18 protein-coding genes and 1 pseudogene are annotated in these 20,394 nt (G+C 59.2%); 8 read left to right on the forward strand and 11 right to left on the reverse strand.

The window, feature by feature from the left end:
• The first annotated feature begins 3 nt into the window (after nucleotides 1–3).
• The 3 genes from RCCGE510_RS28690 (at nucleotide 4) to RCCGE510_RS28700 (ending at nucleotide 2,970) form a co-directional block, all read left to right on the forward strand.
• Nucleotides 4–753, forward strand: coding sequence for an ABC transporter permease (locus RCCGE510_RS28690; RefSeq protein WP_007636113.1), 750 nt, complete (start codon nucleotides 4–6; stop codon nucleotides 751–753).
• A 57-nt stretch (nucleotides 754–810) separates the two neighbouring features.
• A complete protein-coding gene (locus RCCGE510_RS28695; RefSeq protein WP_007636116.1) occupies nucleotides 811–1,653 on the forward strand; it encodes a transporter substrate-binding domain-containing protein in 843 nt (280 codons plus the stop codon).
• An 81-nt stretch (nucleotides 1,654–1,734) separates the two neighbouring features.
• Nucleotides 1,735–2,970: a CapA family protein gene (locus RCCGE510_RS28700; protein ID WP_007636118.1), complete on the forward strand. Its 1,236-nt coding sequence runs from the start codon at nucleotides 1,735–1,737 to the stop codon at nucleotides 2,968–2,970.
• Between the two features lie 78 nt (nucleotides 2,971–3,048).
• Here the strand turns inward: RCCGE510_RS28700 and RCCGE510_RS28705 are convergent, their stop codons facing one another.
• The 4 genes from RCCGE510_RS28705 to RCCGE510_RS28720 all read right to left on the reverse strand — a co-directional run bounded on the left by RCCGE510_RS28705 (nucleotide 3,049) and on the right by RCCGE510_RS28720 (nucleotide 7,503).
• Nucleotides 3,049–3,534, reverse strand: a complete 486-nt coding sequence (locus tag RCCGE510_RS28705; protein ID WP_037080157.1) for a helix-turn-helix transcriptional regulator — start codon at nucleotides 3,532–3,534, stop codon at nucleotides 3,049–3,051.
• 380 nt (nucleotides 3,535–3,914) lie between these two features.
• Nucleotides 3,915–5,321 carry a hypothetical protein gene (locus RCCGE510_RS28710; protein ID WP_007636122.1) on the reverse strand — a complete coding sequence of 469 codons (1,407 nt, stop codon included), beginning with the start codon at nucleotides 5,319–5,321 and terminating at the stop codon, nucleotides 3,915–3,917.
• Nucleotides 5,322–5,323: 2 nt separating this feature from the next.
• A complete protein-coding gene (locus RCCGE510_RS28715; RefSeq protein WP_007636123.1) occupies nucleotides 5,324–6,580 on the reverse strand; it encodes an MFS transporter in 1,257 nt (418 codons plus the stop codon).
• A 71-nt stretch (nucleotides 6,581–6,651) separates the two neighbouring features.
• Nucleotides 6,652–7,503, reverse strand: coding sequence for an AraC family transcriptional regulator (locus RCCGE510_RS28720; protein ID WP_240539704.1), 852 nt, complete (start codon nucleotides 7,501–7,503; stop codon nucleotides 6,652–6,654).
• Between the two features lie 289 nt (nucleotides 7,504–7,792).
• Here RCCGE510_RS28720 and RCCGE510_RS28725 point away from each other — a divergent pair, with 289 nt between their 5' ends.
• Nucleotides 7,793–8,806 (forward strand): class I SAM-dependent methyltransferase, encoded by a 1,014-nt coding sequence (locus RCCGE510_RS28725; RefSeq protein WP_007636127.1) that lies wholly within the window; start codon nucleotides 7,793–7,795, stop codon nucleotides 8,804–8,806.
• A gap of 163 nt (nucleotides 8,807–8,969) precedes the next feature.
• On the forward strand, nucleotides 8,970–9,440 hold the full coding sequence (locus tag RCCGE510_RS28730) for a hypothetical protein (RefSeq protein ID WP_007636129.1): 471 nt from the start codon (nucleotides 8,970–8,972) through the stop codon (nucleotides 9,438–9,440).
• A gap of 105 nt (nucleotides 9,441–9,545) precedes the next feature.
• Here RCCGE510_RS28730 and traA read toward each other — a convergent pair whose 3' ends face one another.
• A complete protein-coding gene (traA, locus tag RCCGE510_RS28735) occupies nucleotides 9,546–14,219 on the reverse strand; it encodes a Ti-type conjugative transfer relaxase TraA (RefSeq protein ID WP_007636131.1) in 4,674 nt (1,557 codons plus the stop codon).
• A gap of 172 nt (nucleotides 14,220–14,391) precedes the next feature.
• Between traA and RCCGE510_RS28740 the strand changes: the two genes are divergently transcribed.
• From RCCGE510_RS28740 to traG, 3 genes are read left to right on the forward strand one after another with little or no spacing between them, the layout of a single operon-like run.
• Nucleotides 14,392–14,679: a TraC family protein gene (locus RCCGE510_RS28740; RefSeq protein ID WP_007636139.1), complete on the forward strand. Its 288-nt coding sequence runs from the start codon at nucleotides 14,392–14,394 to the stop codon at nucleotides 14,677–14,679.
• Nucleotides 14,669–14,908, forward strand: a complete 240-nt coding sequence (locus RCCGE510_RS28745) for a conjugal transfer protein TraD (RefSeq protein ID WP_007636148.1) — start codon at nucleotides 14,669–14,671, stop codon at nucleotides 14,906–14,908. Before RCCGE510_RS28740 ends, RCCGE510_RS28745 begins: the two co-directional genes overlap by 11 nt.
• Nucleotides 14,899–16,818 (forward strand): Ti-type conjugative transfer system protein TraG, encoded by a 1,920-nt coding sequence (gene traG, locus RCCGE510_RS28750; RefSeq protein WP_007636149.1) that lies wholly within the window; start codon nucleotides 14,899–14,901, stop codon nucleotides 16,816–16,818. Before RCCGE510_RS28745 ends, traG begins: the two co-directional genes overlap by 10 nt.
• 35 nt (nucleotides 16,819–16,853) lie before the next feature.
• Here traG and RCCGE510_RS28755 read toward each other — a convergent pair.
• The 6 genes and pseudogenes from RCCGE510_RS28755 to RCCGE510_RS33930 form a co-directional block, all read right to left on the reverse strand.
• A pseudogene (locus RCCGE510_RS28755) lies at nucleotides 16,854–17,268 on the reverse strand (hypothetical protein).
• A complete protein-coding gene (locus RCCGE510_RS28760) occupies nucleotides 17,268–17,534 on the reverse strand; it encodes a type II toxin-antitoxin system prevent-host-death family antitoxin (protein WP_007636151.1) in 267 nt (88 codons plus the stop codon). The pseudogene RCCGE510_RS28755 and the gene RCCGE510_RS28760 overlap by 1 nt, the downstream one beginning before the upstream one ends.
• 148 nt (nucleotides 17,535–17,682) lie before the next feature.
• Nucleotides 17,683–18,153 carry a hypothetical protein gene (locus RCCGE510_RS28765; protein ID WP_007636152.1) on the reverse strand — a complete coding sequence of 157 codons (471 nt, stop codon included), beginning with the start codon at nucleotides 18,151–18,153 and terminating at the stop codon, nucleotides 17,683–17,685.
• Nucleotides 18,154–18,476: 323 nt separating this feature from the next.
• Nucleotides 18,477–18,644 (reverse strand): hypothetical protein, encoded by a 168-nt coding sequence (locus tag RCCGE510_RS35310; RefSeq protein ID WP_164841435.1) that lies wholly within the window; start codon nucleotides 18,642–18,644, stop codon nucleotides 18,477–18,479.
• Nucleotides 18,645–18,963: 319 nt separating this feature from the next.
• Complete coding sequence (locus tag RCCGE510_RS28775) at nucleotides 18,964–19,281, reverse strand: DUF736 domain-containing protein (protein WP_007636154.1); 318 nt, start codon at nucleotides 19,279–19,281, stop codon at nucleotides 18,964–18,966.
• A 640-nt stretch (nucleotides 19,282–19,921) separates the two neighbouring features.
• On the reverse strand, nucleotides 19,922–20,179 hold the full coding sequence (locus RCCGE510_RS33930; RefSeq protein WP_037080160.1) for a hypothetical protein: 258 nt from the start codon (nucleotides 20,177–20,179) through the stop codon (nucleotides 19,922–19,924).
• Between the last annotated feature and the right edge of the window lie 215 nt (nucleotides 20,180–20,394).

Raw genomic sequence — 20,394 nt, forward strand, 5'->3', positions numbered from 1 at the left:
GCGATGAGCACGACCATCGCGCTTGACGCGTTTCTCACCCTTCCCCGCGGCCTTCTTCTCACTCTGGTTCTTACATTCGCATCGCTTGCCGCAGGCTTCGCCATCTCGGTCCCGCTCGCCTTCCTACGGGCGTCATCAAATCCGTGGGCTTCCGCGCCCGTGCTGGCATATACCTATGCGTTTCGCGGTACGCCGCTGCTGGTTCAGCTTTTCTTGATTTACTATGGGATTGGTCAGCTTCCCCTCGTCCGCCAAAGCTTTCTATGGGCCGTGATGCGAGAGCCATTCTGGTGCGCCTTCATTGCTTTCACCCTGAACAGCGCCGCCCATACGACAGAAGTTCTGCGCGGCGGGATCCAGGCGGTCCCGTGTGGGCAGATTGAAGCGGCCAAAGCCTTGGGGCTATCCCGTTTCCACACTGCCCGTCTTATCGTGTTCCCTTTGACCCTGAGGATCGCTCTTCCCGCCTATGCAAATGAGGTGGTTGGAATGCTGAAGGCAAGCTCGCTTGCAAGCACCATCACGCTGCTTGAGGTGACCGGGCTCGCCCGACAGCTGGTGTCGGAGACATTCGCCCCATACGAGGTCTTCATTGCCGCGGGGGCTTTCTACCTGCTGCTTACCCTCTTGATCACGCAAGGTTTCCAGATGCTGGAGACGCGTTGGACGCCGACGGCTAACCGTCCATCGCCGGCGCAACCTGTACCTCGAAGAGCGAACGGAAAGCCGCCTCTCGCCTCGGCTGAAACTTGACGCCAGCCCACATCCCGGACGCCAACAATCAAACTCAGCAATGAAAGGAACATCGTTGTGAAACGAACACTTCTGCTTGCCCTGTCTCTTGTCGTCTGCGCCAACAATGCGGGGGCAATGGACAGGAAGACACTGACAATCGCCTCTGAAGGTGCTTCGCCGCCCTGGAATGCCATCACTCCCCAAGGGGAGCTCGCCGGCTTTGACATCGACGTCGGCCGCGATCTTTGCCGGAGGATGAAGTTCGAATGCACTTTCGTGCCTCAGGACTGGGACGGAATCATACCGGCGCTCACCGTTGGAAAGTTCGATGCCATCATGTCGGGGATGGCGATAACTGAGAAGCGGAAGAAATCGATCGCTTTTTCCAAGCCCTACGCCGGAGGTTTCAACCAACTCGTCATGCGCAAAGACCTCAATCTTCCGCCCACGGATACGTCGGCCGAGCTCGACCTCACAACTATCGACCCTGAAAAGCAGGCAATGATCGAGACGCTTAGAGCCGCTCTCAACGGCAGAACTCTAGGCGTGTTGCGATCATCGAATTCGGAAGCGGTGCTCAATGAACTGTTCGGAAAAGTCGCGACGATCAGGAGCTACGATTCCCAGGACAACATGCATCTCGATCTCGTAGCTGAGCGCATCGATGGCGGCCTTGCCGACTATTTCACCTGGAAGGCCTTTCTCGACAGCATGGATGGTGGGATTGCAACGCTCTACGGCCCGCAGCTCTCCGGTGGCCTGTGGGGCCCGGGGGTCGGGGTCGGACTTCGGCAAGACGACGGCGAACTCGTTGCGGCATTCGATAGTGCCATCGAGGCGGCCACGAGCGACGGAACCTTGAAGCAGCTGAGCGAGCAATGGTTCAAGATCGATGTTTCGCCGCAGACATCCAACTAGACACTGGCTCGAAGACACGCATTTCCCCCGAAGCCGCAGCGCGTGAGCAATCAGCAATCCCAAAGATCGAAGGTAGACCATATGTCCGCACCCTTTTCCATTGCTGTCACCGGCCAGTCGCTCATTCGTCATGATCTTCGAGCGATCGGCGATCCACGGCTCGCTGAAATCGCCGAGATTCTCAAAGCAAGCGATGTTGCCTTCACCAATCTCGAGACGACTATCTATGGTCGTCATGGTGGATGGCCGCTCAAAGGCAGCTATTTCGGCGCCGCAGCGCCGGATGTCTTAGCTGCGTTAAAGGAGCTCGGTTTCAATAGCCTGGCTCTGGCAAATAACCATGCTTTCGATCTTGGACCGCCGGGGATCCTGTCGACATTGGAGGAGGTTGCGGCGCACAATTTCCTGCATGCCGGCATCGGACACAACAAGCATCATGCTTCCACGGCACAGAAAATGACCTTCGGATCCCGAAATGTTGCGCTGATTGCCATGGATGCCGGGCCAGGCCCGTCTTTCATGTACGCCGAGGACGCAACTGAGGGCAGGATAGCAAGGCCCGGCATCAATAGTCTGAAAGTCTCCAGGGTATTCGACCTGGACGCGGGAACATTCGACCAGCTTCGCTCCATTCAGGAACGTCTTCTAAGTTCGCCCTTGGAGCGCGCGAATTATGCCCAGCCGGAGGATCCGCCTGATCTTCATGGCCAAGACGAAATCGATTTCTACGGAACCGTGTTTTGCAGATCAGATGAGACAGCTCGCCGCATCGTGGTGGACCGGCACAGCGCCTCGGCTCACCTTTCGGCGATTGCGGAAGAAGCGGGCCGCGACACATTCGTCATCGTGTATTTGCATCATCACCATTGGGAGCCGAACTGGCAGCAAGTCCCCGCCTGGGTCCGGGAATTTGCGCACGATTGCGTGAACGCGGGCGCAGGCCTCTTTGTCAGCCATGGCGCTCCGGTCCTTCAAGCGGTTGAGATATATCGGAATACGCCAATTTTCTACGGCCTTGGTAACTTCCTCTTCCATACGGAAAAGGACGAACAGCAATGGAGCCCGCCGGAAGTGTGGAGGAGCGTCATCGCTAGCTGCAATTTTGGATCTAGCGGACGGCTGGAAAATATACGCTTGCGTCCGATTGTGATCGGTGGAGCCGAGGCATTATCGAATCCTGCACACGATCGCCTCCCCTTCCCTGTGCTTGCCGATGGCAGAGTGGCGGCAGACATCCTTGACGATCTTGCCAACCGCAGTGCCGGTCTTGGCACTGTGGTTGACCGAGAGAAGAACGTCGGCCAGATCGCTTTTTAGATGCGGGATACACCCGCAGTGCGCGACGAGAACTTTACTAACCGCTGACCAATTTGCGGCCGCGCTCTTGTTGTCTTTTCATCGGGAAACCTCCTTGTGTTCTTCCATCTCTTCATCGACAATCGAGCTGACAAGGGCAACGACGCGGCTGCGCACACGCGGTGAAAGGAGCAAGACGTCGTCTATCAGACGCCGTCCCTCCGCCGTGGAAATGTAGGCAATCTTCTCATCGATCTCTGTTATTAATTGCTGGCCCTGAAGGGTTTCCGGATCTGGAAGGCCCTCGAAAAACCTCGAAACAGGGATCTTGAGGCAATTGGCAAGCTCGTAGAGCATCGAAGCGCTGACGCGGTTCTTGCCGCTTTCATATTTTTGCACCTGCTGCAAGCTCACCCCGATGCCGGCGCCAAGATCCCCTAGGGATACATTCGACTGCATTCGACGGATACGGATTTGCTGTCCGACATGCCGATCGACCGGATGCACCGACTCGCGTGCAACATTCGACAGTTCGGCTTGCGCCGGCCTCGAAGTCCGGACCTGGGCTGCTGCATAGCGCTTCATGGTGGACACCCCGATGGCGAGTTTCACGCGGTGCGCCCCCGCGGAATAACTCGCTCAACCCACTGATCGGGGAGTTAGAACACCGTACGAGACGGCCCTATGGCCTTTAGTTCCGAGGAACCTGGACATACGCCACAGGCTCCTCGACCGAAGGTCAAGGAGTGTGGTGCCGAATCGGCCGGCACCAACCGCTCGTAGGGGGTTCTAATCCCCAAGGCAGCGCGTACTGCCTCGCTGCGAAACCTAGTTGAAATCCGCCCGCCGCGCAACCGAATTCTTTACAAGATTCAATAGCTTCGCTTTACGCGCGGACATTTGTCTCAAGAGCGAGAAGTCACGCTTCGGGCGGTAAAGTGGTCAGAAAACCAAAGGAGGTGCGATCAGCGGAACGCCCATTGCGAGGATTGTCTGCCCACTCTCCCGGAGGAATAGGCCACCGCAAGCTCCGCCCATAGGGGGTCCTGGGTGAAGCTGGAAAAGGGCCCGCAAGCGTCGATAATGCTCATCTTGCCGAACTGCTCGATAAGCGTTTCAATTCCCCCACGGCTAAAAGCATTCAACAGCGAAAACGGCTCGCACGGCGAGGAGATGATGCGATGGCCCCAAACCCCCGGCCGTTCGTCCTTTGACAGTGCGTTGAGAAGCTGTGTGTCACGATGGTTGTTCCTCAACGCCTCGCAGAATGCCCAGCGCATCAACGGATAATAGATCGTATGCCGACTTCCACCCAGGACACGCACGCCAGGCAGGATCGACGTTACGATGAACATCAGCAGAAGGTTCGGAACGATCCGGCCAGTTCTCAGGGCCTCCACAAGACTTGGCGGCGAGAATTCAACACAGACATCATCTGTCGCCTTAGACCGGAGGACCCTGCCATCCAGCCAAAGTGGAAAAAGCCGCCCTTCAATGCAGCCCCAGAAAAAATGCGTCGAGTTTTTCAGCCAACCTCGCCAAGCCGTGTCAGCGAGTTGATCGATGCAATGAGTGAGGCGCATCGCGAATGCTCGGTCCTCGATCAACGAGACTCGCAGCCAGGACCGGCCATCGGAAAGGTGATCCGCGACCAGATCGGCAACGTCGGTATCGTCAAGCTGAAGAAAATCGACCTGGCTGTCAGAATACCGCTTCCAGAGGCAAAGATTTGCCGCTTTGATCGCCTCTGCCGCCGACTGGAATTCGCCGCGAGGCAAAAGGTCTCGCAAGCACGAAATTGCCTCCGAGTCGTGACCGGGCCTGTCGACGTTTTGAAGATGGAACCTGTAGCAGCCGTTTCTGCCAAGAATGCTGTAGGGGATCATTTTGCTGCGCGACAGCCCGAAGACATTGACTGCATCGCCATCGACGTGGAGCCAGGCCGGACCCTTGCGACCGCGTTCTACGAACTTCACTGTCGAGCAAGCGTAGGAGATATAGGATGTCCTGCCATGCGCGCGAAGTCCCATCAGGGAGAACAGATGGGTGTAAAATGCGTCAGGCTCGATCAACAGGTGGAGGTGGGGGCCACACTGCAGCACCGGAGCGACTTCGATTTCGGTTTGAAGGCGCGATGCGGCTTCTGCTGAATAACTCTGACGTTGCGCGACGGACGCCACGCGTGACCGCAATAAAGACATTGCCTGGCTTCGCGCGACGCACCCCGATCGATCCGATCCAACCGAGAAGGCCGCCTTTGCGTAGTCGTTCAGCGTTGCCTGCTCAAACTGACGCAACCAAGGGAATAATTCAAAAATGAGGGCCAACACCTCACCTTTTGAAACCAGGTCACTATTGGGCGACGTCTCCATCCTCAGACGAACCGCCTTTCCACCGGCGCTCCCCGATCCATGTTAAAGTGAAAGAAGAGCGCGACGGTCACCATCAGCGCCCCGAAGAGGCCGAAAATCCCGGAAGGTGGAATTGCGTCTCCGATGGTCCCGAAGATGCCATACGCAAGAAGCCCTATCGAAACACAGAACGTGTGGATCTGGCTTCGCGCCCGCCCCAACATGTCGATCGAAACAGTCGATTGAACCCGTACATCGATCAGGATCCGCGTGACATTGTAGCAGAAGCCAAGCAACACCATTTGAACGAGCGCGGACAAAAAGCTCTGGAAAACAGCAAAGCCCAACAGAACAATGCCAGCGAGCGCCGACTGGAAGAGGATGCTTTGTCGTCGCGAACGCGCCCTTCTGAGAAGAAGGGTTGAACAGCCCGCAATCGAACCGAGGGCCCACCCTGCCTCGAGATAACCGAACTCTAGCGCCGACCCCTTGAGTTCACGGGTGACATATGCGGCGCCCAACACACTCACAAGCATGCCCATCGCATAGGTCAGCGCATACATGACGGCGATGGTCTTCAGTGTGTGAACGGCGAAGGTCGTCGGCAACAGATCCATCCGACGAATGCTCTTTGCCTGCAAATCCGATCGAGAACGAGAAAGCGGCTGTCGGCCGAGCAGTGCCAGCAGCCCCAACAGTGATAGGCCGAAAAAGGCGCTGGGCAGGATCGACGTCAGATTCATCCCGATGGCGGTTAAGCTGTACCCGGTGACGATGGCGGCGATGAGATTGCCCGCCTGCATCGCAATATAAGACGCCGAGTTGAATGGAGTGAGGTTCTTAGGACGCACGATGTCTGGAATGATGGCCTGCAGCGCAGTCGAATAGGTTCTGTCGATGAACGCGAAGATGGTCCACGATAGGCAAAGAACACTAAGTGGGTCACCGAACGACAGACCAATGCCCGTTGAAAAAATGAGGATCAACCTGGATAAATCGCAAGCGATACAGACGAAGCGACGATCAAATCGATCAACTAGAACGCCGCCAACATTGCTGGTGAGCAACTCGGCGGCACTGCCGAGCGCCAAAAGGATGGCAAGAGTGCTCGCGCTCTTGCTGACATCTGTCGCAACCCATGCCGCCAGCACGAAGTAGACATTGCGGCCGGTGGCCGACGCCAGAACACAGAAGAGATAGATGCCGCGAGAGGCATAACACCCAATGCCGCTGCTTTCTGTTGCGCCCACTTCACCCACACTCCCTACTGGCAGGTTCATGCGGACATGCTATTCCTTCGAATAGCTGGCGGCTTTCACGAATTTGATATTATCTCCCGTTCAGAACCAGGCTATTCCTTCCAGAGCGCCCGGTACTCCGCGGGGGAAAATCCCGTCTCTCGGCGAAATCTGGTCGAGAGGTGGCTCCCGCTGGAGTAGCCACAGGCGATTGCGATCTCGGTCACACTGATCGCAGTCGTGCGGAGAAGGTCGGTCACGCGTTCAAGACGGCGATGGTTATAGAAGCCATAGGGCGTCGAGCCTTGCGACTGCTTGAAAGCGCGGGAAAAATGCTCGTAGGTCAATCCCGCCTCTTCAGCCAGAGCGCGCACGCTCGGAGGTCGATCGATGTGAGCTTCAATTCGCGCTATCACCCGCTTGAGAACCGTAGGCGACAATCCTCCTCGAGACAATCTGCCAGATGTGCCGGAACGGCGCTGCAGAAGTCCGAAGATAGACGCGAGATGCCCTTCAACGATCAGGCCCCCCATGGAATCGTCGTGTGAAAGTTCTCCGGCAATCTGCCGCGCCAAGCATTGGATTGGCAGATCTCTAAATCCAAGCTCCGGACGTAAGGTGCCTACGCGCGGCAGCTTAGTCGTGAGGTTGGAAAAAAAATCCTGCGTCACGGTTATCATAAGATAACAACCCTCAGCATCCCCTTCATCCCAACCGCTCCAATGGCAACCGGGGGGAATGTAAACAAGCGAGCCGTCTGGACGCGGACTGAACTCGACTCTTCGTCCGTCCAGAAAGTTTTCGCCGGATGCCGCCGTACCCCTTATGTTGAGGAAGATCAGGTGGTCATCCGCGACAACGTCGATAACCTGTCGCCCGAGACTGCGCCGGCGAACGACATCCGCGCGGGCATGGCTCCAATGGCCTTGCTGGTGAAGGATGATCTCCCCTTGTGACTTCTTCATCCTCTCGGGGTGAATTGATGGAATGATCCCCACTCGAAAGCTGCTCCCCTGAAAAACCGGTGTGGTAGCGACCCTACCTCACCCCAAGTTGTCGACAAGCCAGGCTTTAACCTCAGGTCGAATTTCATGTCAATTTCATGAAAACCAATCAAAATCGTGGATGCGAAAACATGACGTTCGCGATCATCTTCTGCCGACATCATCGCTGACGGCAACAATCTTTTAAGATGCGCGATTTCCTCCTGAAACCCGGAAAACGCGATGGTGCGAGAGAAAGGCAGGCTTTCGCATGCGTGAATTTGCCGACTTCATTGAGGAGTGCGACCGCGCCCCTCGTCTTAACGAGCTTACTGAGTTTTTTTCGACGACCGCATCCGGTGAGGCCGGAATGCCTATCCGTCCGCCTGAGCTCGATCGCCGCTTGTTCCCAGTGGACATGACGTTCAGGCGCTTTTCAGCCCTTCATCCGCTGCGCCAAGGTCCGTTTGATAAGCACTACTTGAGCAGCATACCCTACCGGCTCGAAGAAGAGTGCCGTTTAGGCAGCGCGATCCTCAAATACGCGCGGGCCAGAAAGGGTCAACTGCAGCTCTACACGCTAGGTACAGCCGAAGGGACGATGGCTCGTGTGATCGGCGAACTTGGTAATGGCAGGATAGAAACACTGTCCTGCAGTCCCAACGTCGAGAACCTCAGAAGCTTCTATGCCTATGGCGTTCCTCCTCACGCCATGTTTTTTCACGGACCATTTCATCATTTGACATCGCAAAGGGTCCAAGAAGACGTGGAGCTCCGAAAGTTTGGCAGCGGTTTCGATATCATCCTCGAGGACACGACTTTCCAGATGTATTCGCCAAATCGCTTCGATCAGATCCGTTTCGTCTCGCAGCATCTCAAGACCAACGGGCTCTTCATGTTCGTCGAGAAGTTCAGGCATGAAGACGACGAGGAATATCGGCGGCGGGAACGCCAGAAGGACCATAGCTTCAAAGCTCGCTTCTTCAGCGCGTCAGATATTCGCGCGAAGGAAGACACGGTGCTGACGCGAATGGATCGAAACGAAGTCACCCTTTCGGAGATGAGCGAAACACTAAGCCGGTTCTTTGGACACTCATTCGTCACCTGGAACAGCGGCAATTTCTACACGCTTGTCTCCAGCAACAGTCAGCAGAATCTCGACCTGTTCCTATCGAAGCTGTCCCCACCCGCGATTCCGGCAGAATATGTCTATGCGGACCTTCCTTACCGCCTTTACCCGGAATCCGAAGCACGGCGGCTATCGGGGCGATCCTGGACCCTTTAGCGACTCCTCATCGTCACCGTCGCGTGAGCGCAACTGCGTCACGTCTTCACGAGCCTCAACGGGAACAACGTTCGCGTCAGCAGAAAGCGCTCCATCACGTTGAGCAGCCCTCAGCGCTTTGCCATCTCGAAAAGCCTTTTTTCTTCAAACAGGCAGGAACAGCATGAAGAAATCGATTGGCGAAATCCGTCACTTCGTTGAGCTGAGCCCGCCGGGCAACGCGCATCTGGTCCTTCCACGAGGGCCATCAATCGCGGGTGAGGAAGATGTTCCAAAGGGCGTTCATGTCGCCGAAGCGTGTGTCGCTATCTCGCGCACGCAGCACGTTGCCGACAAGATCTGCACGCAAATCGAGGACTTCTACCAATCCCTCGTCTCCGTGGGACCTGACAGGTTTATAGCTTTCGAAGGTGGAGGCGCGATCATAAGGCCAACCAGTGAAAGCTTGTTCTTCAGGGTCTCAGCGCGAGACCTCGTCACATTCTGTGGCATCCGCGCGCTGTTGGAAGCAGGCTTGTTTCTGGCCACGTCCGTGTCCGAGGGGGCTATAGAGTGGCGTCACGCAGACGACACGCGATCTGGTGAGACCTGCAATCGCCTCCACAACGACCGCTGCGGAAGCGACGAACAATAGCTTCGTCCAACTTCGCCACCCAAAGGAAAATCGATCTCGGGACAATCAGGTCGTAGTGCTTTTCCAATCTACCAACCATTTCGTCACCCCGCTTTTCTTCGAGTCTCAGAGGTTGATGCCGCGAGCGCGGCTAGCAGCCCTTTGGCGCCGCTCCGCTATGATCTGCTCACTGCTCTGCAGACGGACAGTCTGCTGCAGGACCTTCAACCGCTCCTGCATCGCCGCGAAAGCTCGGCGCTGCGGTGGCGGCACGCGGTTGACAAGATCCTTGTCACCTCGGACGAGGGCATTGCGACCAAAGCGCTCGTCGAGCGCCCGGCTGACGGCCGCAAACTCCCGGCCAATGCCCTGCTCGAGGGAAGCGGCGGAAACACTCAGCTTCCTGCTGTCCTTCCTCACCTCGACCGTCAGGTGCGCCAACGCCTCTTCCGCAGCTTTCGAAAGAGCTGGAATGGCAACCGCCATGCGCCGCCGTTCGTCCGTGATAGCCTGGCGTTCGGAATCGAGGGCATTGAGGTAGGCCGCACCGAGCGCGCGCAGACGCGCTGCAGCTTCCGGCACGGTCCGCGTCGCCTCTTTCCGCTCTCGGCCAGAGGCCAGCATCCGGTCTACGAGACGGTCGGAACCGCGCAAGGCCGCGTAGGCCGCCGGGTCATTGGCCACAGCGGCAGCGATGCGATCGGCGGCAAAACCTTTCCCGAGCAAATCTTCGACCTTATCGACGAAGTCGGCTGGATCCCGCCATACCATGCCTGCCGCTTCGGCCAGCGCGGCGCGCCGCTGGCGATAGAGAGGCGAAGCAAGAGCACGAGATCGCGCCTCGTCGTCGACGGGGACCTTGAACTCGGTGACGGCGGCAAACATGGGCGGCATGACATCCTCCTTTCCTGGCTCTTTGCTCAAATCGGCACTCGCGCCGGCGACGACCTTCGAACGATCCCGACGTTCGGCGAGGTGCTGCTCGTCGGCAAAGCGCCGCACGGCGTCGAACAGCGGGGTCAGCTTTCCCCGCCGTTCATCCGTCAGGTCCTCCGGCATGCGCTCGACTATGTTGCGTTCAGCGATCACATCCGCCTTCGCGCTAAATGCGCTCCAGCCAAAGCGGGCCGTCAAAGCTTCGCTCACCGCCTTGATCTCCTGCACCACCGATCGATCTTTGGCGGTAAGCGCAAAGGCCGTCTTGTAGGCATCGTCCCCGCCCTGGCTGCGCACCGCCTCGATTTCCACAAGACGCGCCATGGCGCGTTCGGAGAGCGTCGGGATCGACAATGACATATGCGCGCGGCGCGTCTGCTCGCGCAGTTCGAACCGTTCGGCGTTCCTGCGGAACTCGGTCGCATGGGCACGGGCCATCGGAAGCAGTTCCTTCACGGCCGCGACAGCGAGATTGCGCTCTTCACGCGCCGCGCGTCCGTCGACGATCAGCTCGGAGCCACGCAGCCGGCCAAGCCGACCAGGGGCTGCCGCAAGGTCGTCGGCGAGCCTGCGGGGTGCGACTCCGATAACCGACGCCAGTGCATTCAGGGAGACGAGCGCTGCATCCGGATCCCGGTAGATCTTCTGCAGCAGCGGCCGCAGGATCACCTCCCGCTCTGTCCAGGCCGGCGACGCAAGCTGCGCCAACCGCGCATCCTCCTCGACGCTGCTGACAAAGGACGTGGCCGGCGGGATCAGATAGCGTGTTTCAGCAGCACTTGCGCCCGAGACGGAGTGGGATGCAGTTCGCGCGTCACTGGATGTCGCTTCGACCATCGTCTGGCTCCGTTCTTCATTGTAGGCGACCCGCCGTTCCCGCTCGATGGCAAAGCCGAGCGCCACGCTTGCCCTCTCCCAGAGCTTCGCCACCTGCTCCCTCTTTTCGGCAATCCACGCCCAGCGCCGGGTAAGGCTTTCCTCCATCTCGGCTGCGGCAAGCGAGAGATGATCGAGCCCGCGGCGCCGGGCGAAGTCGTTCGCGTGTGCGCGGTAACTGGCCTCGCTCTCAAAATCGAGCGTCGTCGTCTTGGCACCGGAGCGCGACAAGCGTTCGACGAGCGGATTGAAGAGTTCCGGCCGATGACTTTCCCGCTCGATGCGCTCCTGTCGTGCGCTAGCGGTCTCGACCTGACTGGCTGTCCAGACGTTGCGATCGACCTCCCTCTCCTCGTAATGCTTGTGACCTGTCTTCTCGTCGACTACGGCAATCTGGACCTTGACCCGCTCGACACCATCCTTTCTGAGCATCACGGTGTCGCCTTCCTGGATGCCGGCCTCCTCGAGTGCCTTCGGCAGGCTCACGCCCCAAAGCCGATGGACGGTTCCGTCGTCCGCCCTGACGTCGGCATAAGGGCTGTCGTCGGCATCCTCGTCATCAGGCCGGAATTTGGCTTCGCCGGTTTCGACAAGCTCGCCGGTGACACCCGCGGCATGATCGACACGCGGCTTGCGTCCCCATTCAGGTTTTGCCGCAAAATCTTCTTTGGCCGCATAAAGATCGACGCGGTCGCGATGCCTCGTCATCGACACATAGGTCAGATGCTGGTCCATCATCCCGGTTGCCAGCACGAAGGTGCGATCGACCGTGGCGCCCTGCGACTTGTGGATCGTTGCGGCATAGCCATGATCGACATTGCGATAGCTGTCCTCGCCGAAGACGACCTTGCTGCCATTGTCCAGACGCACCGACAGCAGAACCTCGTCGCGCTTGTCGCCGGTGGAGACGACGGTGCCGAGCATGCCGTTCTTCACATATTGTGGCCCGGCGTGTCTGTCCCGCGGCTCGAGGAAGCGAGCGTTCTCCAGGAAGATGATGCGGTCGCCGGCCCCAAATTCCCGTACGCCGCGCTCGCTCCGGAAGCTGCGGCTTTCACCGAGCGCTCCCTCTTGCGTCATCACCCCACGCAGCGCCTGGTTCAGCTTGCGGACATCGTCGTTGGTGTGGGCGAGCACCAGCAGTTCATCACCGCGAAGGCGACCATCGCGGCCCTCAGACGTTGATCGCTCTATCGCCTCTCTGCGCACAACCGCCCAGTCGGAGACGATCCGATCGATCGTTTCCTCGCGTGTCCCTGCCTCGACCAGATGGCCATGCCGGGCATAGGCGTCGAGGCCCTTCTCGACCTCGCCGCGGGCAAACAGCCGCGAGGCATCGCGTGCCCACGCCTCGCGCTGGCGGCGCACGCCGGCAAGCTCGGCAAAGCCGATGCGTTCGGTAATTGCCCGGAAGGCGGCACCGGCCTGGATCGGCTGCAGTTGCATCGCATCGCCGACCAGCACGACCTTCGCCTCAGCCTCCTCGGCAATCTTCAGCACACGGGCCATCTGCTGCGAGGCCACCATGCCGGCCTCATCGATCACCACCACGTCGCCGCGGTGCAGCGTCTCGCGTCCATTGGCCCAGGCCAGTTCCCAGGAGGCAAGTGTCCGCGACCGGATGCCGGAACTGTCTTGCAGTCCTTCCGCCGCCTTGCCGGCAAGGGCAGCGCCCATCACCCGGCGACCTTGGCTTTCCCACGCAACACGTGCGGCAGCAAGCAGCGTCGATTTGCCGGCGCCGGCAAGGCCGACGACGGCGGCAATGCCGCTGTCACCGGTGACATGACGCACAGCATCGACCTGCTCAGCATCGAGCCGGAACGGAGTTTTGGGATCGCTGCTCTCGACGCGTTCCATCGCCGCTTCCACATTCCGCCCGGAAACACCGAAGCCGCGACGCTCCGACAAAACCCGCGCCGACTGCGCCATGTCGTATTCGATGCGCAGCATCTCCCGTGTGGTGAACACGGCAGGCTCGGACACCTTCCCTGTCTCTGCTTCGATCTCCTGCGGCTTCAGTATGACCAACTGGTCCGACGCCATCAGCCGGGCACGGATGTTGGCAAAATCGGTGGGATCATCGACAGTGCGGAGCAGCGCCCGGGCAATATCTCTCTCGTCGAAGGTGGAGCGTTCATTGCCGAGCTGCTTCAGCAGAAGCTCCGGCTCGGCCAGCAGCCGGTCGGCCATCTCCTGGCGCCTGGCGAGATCGGCCGGCGCGAAGTAGAGCTCCTTGCCCTTTCTGGCCAGTGCCGCCTTTTCCGGTCCGAGATGTTTTTGCGCGATGCCGTCAAGGCCTTGTTCGGCATAAGACCGGCCGTCGAGGTGGATGTCATGGCCGGCAAGGGCCAGGTGCCGATTGGCCGCCTCCGCCCAGGCAATCTTCCACGCCTTCATTGTTTCCTTGTCGCCCGCCCAGACTTTATAGACGATCTTGCCGGTTGGGCGGTCCGGCGTGACGACACGCAGCGGCTTGCCACCCTCTCCCAGAACGGCCACTTTCTTCGCCCCGAACCCCTCCTCCGTCAGCGGCCGCAGCGTCGTCATCAGATGGATGTGCGGATTGCCGTCCTTGTCGTGATAAACCCAGTCGGCAATCAGCCCTTTCGACGTCAGAGTGTCGCGGACGAATTCGCGCACCAGCGCGATATTCTCCGCCCGTGTCAGCTCCTCCGGCAGTGCGATGATCAGTTCGCGGGCAAGCTGTGCATCTGCCCGCGTCTCGAAGGCGTCAACGGCATTCCAAAACACTTCGCTGGCCTTGCTGACGGACTGGCCCGATATCGCCGACCGCAGCCAATCCGGGATCTCATCCGGCAGCGCCACCTCCTCATGCATCAGTTCGCCCGCCCCGCCCCGATAGCTGAACGAGGTGCCGGCCAGTTCGTCCATCATCCGGGCGCGGTGCCGATAGGCGGCGGCCGAAACAATACTACGTCCGGCTCCTCTGCTGATCACCTGCGCTCTGACGAACATGATCGCCACTGACGTCTCCAGACCTTCCAAGCACGTCGCGGCAGCGACGTATATTGCGCCCTCAAACCGATCGGACCGTAGGGCCGATGCCGCTTTTCCGGTTGCACAGTAGCGCATTTTACTATTTTATTCTAGTTAGTATAATCGCACCTTCGACATCAAAACGGAAAAGGAGCCGGACATGGCCACCAAATCATCGATTTCCGATCTCGACGCCCAGATCGACAAGTTGCGCGAACGCAAACGCCTGCTGATCGTTAAATCGGCGGAGCGTTTTGCCCGCGCCGCAACGAAGTCCGGGCTGGCGGAAATGGAGATTGCCGACGACGAGGTCGATCGGATCGTCGAGGAGATCGCCGCGCGATTTCGCAAAGGGGAAAAGAAAGGCGCCACTGGCCCCGCTTCTCAAACGCGTCGACCAGCAGATAGCGGCGCTGCAGCGCAGGAGCAGGTTCCAAATGACGGCTGAGCGCAAGCGCGACACGCGCGAGAAGATCCTGCTCGGAGGGATCGTCAGCAAAGCCGGGCTATCGAAGGCAGATCGGGCGTTCCTGCTCGGCGGCCTGATGGAGATGGCAAGGCTCGTCCCAGGCTCCATCGAGCATCGGCGGCTAGGCTATATCGGCAAAGAGGCTTTCAAGGCTCCCTCGCTAACGAACGGTTCATCGCATCTCGAGGAGAAGGAAAGATGGGCCTAAGAGGGAAACCGCATCCGAGCCTGTTACTTGTTTTGGTGCCTATAGCCGTCACCACCATCACAATCTACATTGTTGGCTGGCGTTGGCCGGGGCTCGCCGCCGGCATGTCGGGAAAGACGGAATATTGGTTCCTGCGGGCAGCACCTGTGCCGCCTCTACTGTTCGGACCTCTTGCCGGACTTCTGACAGTGTGGGCCTTGCCGCTGCATCGGCGAAGGCCGGTCGCTATGGCAAGTCTTTTCTGTTTTCTCGGCGTTGCCGCCTTCTATGCGCTGCGCGAATTCGGCCGGCTTGCACCGCCAGTGCAGGCCCGGGTCGTTTCGTGGGATCGAGCGCTGTCCTATCTTGATATGGTCGCAGTCATCGCCGCCGTCGCCGGCTTCATGGCAGTGGCGGTGTCCGCCCGCATCTCCGTCGTCGTGCCAGATGAAATCAAACGTGCCCGGCGTGGAATATTTGGAGATGCCGATTGGTTGTCCATGGCGGCAGCGAGAAAACTGTTTCCGCCGGATGGGGAAATCGTGGTCGGTGAGCGCTATCGGGTCGACAAGGAAATCGTCCATGAGCTTCCCTTCGATGCAAACGATCGCAGCACATGGGGACAGGGCGGGAAGGCGCCATTGCTCACCTACAGACAGGACTTCGATTCCACCCATATGCTGTTTTTCGCGGGATCGGGCGGATACAAAACGACCAGCAACGTCGTGCCGACGGCGCTGCGTTATACCGGGCCCATGATCTGCCTCGATCCTTCCACTGAGGTCGCGCCCATGGTCCTCGAGCACCGCACCAATGCGCTCGGGCGGGAGGTCATGGTGCTCGATCCCACAAACCCAACCACGGGCTTCAACGTGCTCGACGGAATCGAGACGTCGAGCCAAAAGGAGGAGGATATTGTTGGCATCGCGCATATGCTGCTGTCGGAAAGCGTGCGCTTCGAATCCTCGACAGGCTCCTATTTCCAGAGCCAGGCGCACAATCTACTGACCGGGCTTCTGGCACACGTCATGCTGTCACCGGAATATGCCGGGCGGCGGAACCTGCGAAGCTTGCGGGAGATCGTTTCCGAGCCCGAGCCCTCGGTGCTCGCCATGCTGCGTGACATCCAGGAAAACTCGCAATCGGACTTCATCCGCGAAACGCTTGGCGTCTTCACCAACATGACCGAGCAGACCTTCAGCGGCGTCTATTCCACGGCATCGAAAGATACGCAGTGGCTCTCCCTCGACAATTATGCCGCTCTGGTCTGCGGCAAAACCTTCAAGTCGCGCGATATCGTCAGCGGCAGGAAAGACGTCTTTCTGAACATCCCGGCACCCATCCTGCGCTCCTATCCCGGAATCGGCCGCGTCATCATCGGTTCGCTGATCAATGCCATGATGCAGGCCGACGGCGCCTTCCGGCGCCGGGCGCTGTTCATGTTGGATGAGGTCGATCTTCTTGGCTACATGCGCGTGCTGGAGGAAGCGCGAGACCGCGGCCGCAAGTATGGAATATCGATGATGATGATGTATCAATCGGTTGGCCAGCTGGAACGGCATTTCGGAAAAGACGGCGCGACCTCATGGATCGAGGGCTGCGCCTTCGCGAGCTATGCCGCGATCAAGGCGCTCGACACCGCCCGCTCCGTCTCGGCCCAATGCGGCGAGATGACCGTCGAGGTCAAAGGCAGTTCACGCAACCTCGGTTGGGACAACCGGACCGGTGGCACGCGGAAATCCGAGAGCATCAGTTTCCAGCGGCGGCCGCTGATCATGCCGCATGAAATCACCCAGTCGATGCGCAAGGACGAGCAGATCATCGTCGTGCAGGGCCACAGCCCGATCCGCTGCGGACGCGCGATCTACTTCCGTCGCAAGGATATGGATGCGGCCGCCAAGGCAAACCGCTTCGTCAAGTCGATTACTTGAGGATCAATGCGACACCGTACCCTTGTCGCCGCAGATCAGCGGAATCGGCTGACTTCCGTGGCCGACTTGCGGCGGCTGATGAATTCGCGCAGCAGCGGCAGGAAGAAGGCCTTGCTGAAGCGGCCGGACGGCGGCTCGAGCTCGAGATAGAATGAATTGCCGACGATGTCGGTGTTGAATTCATCGAAGATGATCCAAAGTCTGCGATCGGCATCGAAGGCCGGCGCGGCGCTTTTCGATCACAGGCACTTCTACAGCAAAGCGCGACGCCCCCGGCTGCTTGGTGGTGATGGGAAAGAAGAGAACCAGATCCCCGTCCGGCCGCGGCATTCTTACGCCGACCGCGACCGGCCGCTCCTTGCGCCCTTCCGTCTCTCCGCGCTCGGCCTCCCGCGCCCACAGGTAGGGATAGCGTATGACGCTTGCGGTCTGGATCAGATCATTGCTCACTACCGACTTGCCTCATCCTCACCAGCATAGGTCTCAACGGCGTTTTCGAATTCAGCGAAGAATTCATCCGGCATGGTCTCGATCGTGCCGGCGGATCGACGGTCGGATTGTTTCATCAGCCGCTGATAATCCTCGATGTTAAGGAGGACGAGACGCGGCTTGTTACGCTGGGTGATGGTCACCGGATGGCGCAGGGCCTCCGCGATGATGTCTCCGGATTTGCGGGAGAGATCGCTGGTAGAATAGGATCCGCTTGACCTGGGCATTGGTGGTCCTCTATTGCTGCATTTACTGTTATATACAGCATTTCCAACAATGCTGCAAATCGCGTCTTTTGGCGGTTTCGCAGGAGGCTGCCATTCGAGAGGCGGCAGCCCGCCACCTCTCAGTATCTGAGCTGCTTTATGCAAAGGATTAGATGGCGCGTACTGCGTGGACCGGAATTCCCGTTTCCTGCGTGATGTTCTTTATGATCGGCGCCAGCGAGCCGAGCTCCTCCTCGGACAGCGCGATCAGTTCCGGATAGTCGGCTTCGACACCGTCATCATCCGCCGCCACCACGATGATCCAGCTGCTGCCATTGATGCGGTATTCAAACGAGTCGAAATCGAATTCGAGCGTACTCAGCAGATTGATGCTGAGTCGATTGAAAATCTCGGTCTCACCTTCAAGCCGATAGGCGGCGAACTCATCTTCGCCGGCGAAAACGCTTCGCTCCAATTCCATGATGACCTGGATCCGCGCAATCGCCGCTTCAAGTCCTTCAACCAGACGATCATGAAGCTCTCGCGAGAATTCGCTGTCGCAGCCGAAGCGATCTGCGAGGACGACGAGCCGGAAGCCGGCAAGCTTGGTGTAGAGCATGAGGTTCTGATCGGTTTTCATGATGTGATCTCCTTCGTTGATGACGGAGATCGGCCACTCTGTAGCAAAGAGGGGTCAGGGACCGCGGAACGCGGCTCGCAAGCGGGGGAACCGATTTTTCTGAGAAGCGCAGCGGCGGAAAAATTGGGGGAGACCGCGCCGTCCTTGACGCCGGATTTGCTGGAGTAAAATAGGACGGAAGAAAGAGAAGAGACCCGCGGGCCCGGAGGGACCGCGACCGTTTCCGGCGCGAGCCGGCGGGAGTGTCGAGGGATGAAATCCCTGACAGCCTGGCGGCCGGTCGATCCGGCCGCCAGGCTCGCGAATGCGGCAAGAAGCCTCCGTCAGAACGGAGGCTCGGCGTCGATGCGGCCATCCTGTTCGGCCCAGATCACCTCGCGTTCGGCCAGCGCCAGTTCGAGCTCGCTCTCGATCTGGCGGCGCTCGGCAGGATCGGCATTCCGCAGCTCTGCGCCCAGCAGTTCGATGATTTCGTCGATGCAAGTGGTCATTGTCGTCTCCTTGACGTTGTGAAAGACGAGCGTCCCGGTCATGGCGGGATGGAGGGGTCAAGGATTGCGGAGCAACCGGCGGAGCCGGCGAGTGGGGGAGCCGATTTTGTCGGAGCGGAGGGAACCGGAGCGGAGGCAAAATTGGGGGAACCGCTCGTCCTTGAGGCCTTCATTTCGCCATGGCACCCTCGGACGGACTGAGCACACTTCCCCTCTCGTATGGCACCAGAAAAGCCAGCAACGGGCTCGATGCCCGTTGTCGGCTGTTCGTAGGGAAGAATGAGAGCCCCGCCCTGTGGCGGAGCTCCTTGGGCTGGGATCAGGCCTCCCGCTTCGGGCGGTTCCAGATGAGGGCGTATTCCCCCTCCTTCTCGCTCGGCCAAAGTGCTGCGGTGATCGGGGCGTTGAAGCTCGGGTCGTCCAGCTTGACGGAGATGTATTCCTCGCCGTCGTTGGAGATTGCCTTCCAGCCTGCCCCGACCTCGACGCCGTTGCCGGCGGTGATGCGGAAGTCCGGGGCGTCGCGCGAGACGCGTTCGATGGGGTTCAGGCGCGCCTTCATGCTGACGGTGAGCGTGCGGACGTTGCCGACGATGGAGTTGTTGCCGTTGGTGGTGAATTCGCCGATGACTGCCATGATTTCGTTCCTTCCAGTTTGTTCGAGCCGCGCCCATCGCGGCCTCGATGGCGGTGTATGGACCGGCGGCGATCGACACCGCACCTTCGGGCCGGAACGAAGTGGAGGGCGGCCGGGAGCGGCTTTCTTGGGTCGCGAGGAATGCGAACGCAGTTCGCAGGGGAAGAAAGTTGCGGAAGGCCGTTGCGGGATGTCTATCGAGACGAACGGCGTCCTTCGGTCACACCAGATCCATCGAGGGCTGCGTGGGTGCGCCACGGCTTCAGAGGGGAAAGGCGTCGATCATGGCCGGAGTTTCAGCAGCGCGCTGAACGGCGAAAACAACAGCCTTGGCGTCATAGATATGAGCACTTCGGCCCGCGACATCGGTTCGCCAATTTTGTCGAGAGCTCGGCCGGCGTCCCCGTCCGTCTCATGTCTGCGATGACATCGCCAGTCGAAGCAGATTGATGGTCGCATCCAATTGAGGTGGTCCTCGAGCGCGCGGGCAACCCAATCGCCGGCCGGCCCCCTGCTCCGGTAGCGGTCGGGCCTGCGGCACTGAAAGGTTAGCCTTCGGGCGTCGGCCATTACTGGGCCGTGTAGAACGAAGGACGCAGCTTTCGTGACGACGGTGTGCCAGATCAGTTTGGTCGAGCTTCTAAAGTGCATTCCTGATCGGAAACATGTCTTCCCCGTAGTGGTGAAGTCTCGTGTGATGCCGTCGGCATAACCACCGCACCCTTAAAGGCTCGTCGTATTGATCATGATGGGCATCGACCGCTTCGACCCCGCAAACCTCACACGTCTGCTTTTCCAGCTCGCCTGCCTTCACGGCTCGTTGCACAGCGAGGTGAGCATCGTATTTGCCCGGATTGGCACGACGCCAATTCGCTTGCCGGGTATCGGTCTTCAGCATCGCCGCATCCTGCCTTACATAAGTCTGCGCTCTCGCCTGAGCTGTATCATGATTTCGCGTTTTGTTCCTTGGCTTTTGTCGCAGAACTCCCGACTTTCGCCGCAGCGCTACTCGCGGTTGGAACAAAGCTCCATATTGCCGCCGCCAGATTTTCGATCTGATGACTCCCAATTATCATGCTGATGACTTCTAATTATCATGATCGCTAGCGCCGA

Source organism: Rhizobium sp. CCGE 510, assembly GCF_000292525.1.
GTDB lineage: Bacteria > Pseudomonadota > Alphaproteobacteria > Rhizobiales > Rhizobiaceae > Rhizobium.

Excerpts from the sequence above, each read along its gene's own strand:
- RCCGE510_RS28710 (WP_007636122.1), bottom strand. The coding sequence starts at position 5,321 with ATGGAGACGTCGCCCAATAGTGACCTGGTTTCAAAAGGTGAGGTGTTG.
- RCCGE510_RS28720 (WP_240539704.1), bottom strand. The coding sequence starts at position 7,503 with ATGAAGAAGTCACAAGGGGAGATCATCCTTCACCAGCAAGGCCATTGG.
- RCCGE510_RS28740 (WP_007636139.1), top strand. The coding sequence starts at position 14,392 with ATGGCCACCAAATCATCGATTTCCGATCTCGACGCCCAGATCGACAAG.
- RCCGE510_RS28760 (WP_007636151.1), bottom strand. The coding sequence starts at position 17,534 with ATGCCCAGGTCAAGCGGATCCTATTCTACCAGCGATCTCTCCCGCAAA.
- RCCGE510_RS33930 (WP_037080160.1), bottom strand. The coding sequence starts at position 20,179 with ATGCTGAAGACCGATACCCGGCAAGCGAATTGGCGTCGTGCCAATCCG.
- RCCGE510_RS28705 (WP_037080157.1), bottom strand. The coding sequence starts at position 3,534 with ATGAAGCGCTATGCAGCAGCCCAGGTCCGGACTTCGAGGCCGGCGCAA.
- RCCGE510_RS28765 (WP_007636152.1), bottom strand. The coding sequence starts at position 18,153 with ATGAAAACCGATCAGAACCTCATGCTCTACACCAAGCTTGCCGGCTTC.
- RCCGE510_RS28775 (WP_007636154.1), bottom strand. The coding sequence starts at position 19,281 with ATGGCAGTCATCGGCGAATTCACCACCAACGGCAACAACTCCATCGTC.
- RCCGE510_RS28745 (WP_007636148.1), top strand. The coding sequence starts at position 14,669 with ATGACGGCTGAGCGCAAGCGCGACACGCGCGAGAAGATCCTGCTCGGA.
- RCCGE510_RS28730 (WP_007636129.1), top strand. The coding sequence starts at position 8,970 with ATGAAGAAATCGATTGGCGAAATCCGTCACTTCGTTGAGCTGAGCCCG.
- RCCGE510_RS28690 (WP_007636113.1), top strand. The coding sequence starts at position 4 with ATGAGCACGACCATCGCGCTTGACGCGTTTCTCACCCTTCCCCGCGGC.
- RCCGE510_RS35310 (WP_164841435.1), bottom strand. The coding sequence starts at position 18,644 with ATGACCACTTGCATCGACGAAATCATCGAACTGCTGGGCGCAGAGCTG.
- RCCGE510_RS28725 (WP_007636127.1), top strand. The coding sequence starts at position 7,793 with ATGCGTGAATTTGCCGACTTCATTGAGGAGTGCGACCGCGCCCCTCGT.
- traG (WP_007636149.1), top strand. The coding sequence starts at position 14,899 with ATGGGCCTAAGAGGGAAACCGCATCCGAGCCTGTTACTTGTTTTGGTG.
- RCCGE510_RS28700 (WP_007636118.1), top strand. The coding sequence starts at position 1,735 with ATGTCCGCACCCTTTTCCATTGCTGTCACCGGCCAGTCGCTCATTCGT.
- RCCGE510_RS28715 (WP_007636123.1), bottom strand. The coding sequence starts at position 6,580 with ATGAACCTGCCAGTAGGGAGTGTGGGTGAAGTGGGCGCAACAGAAAGC.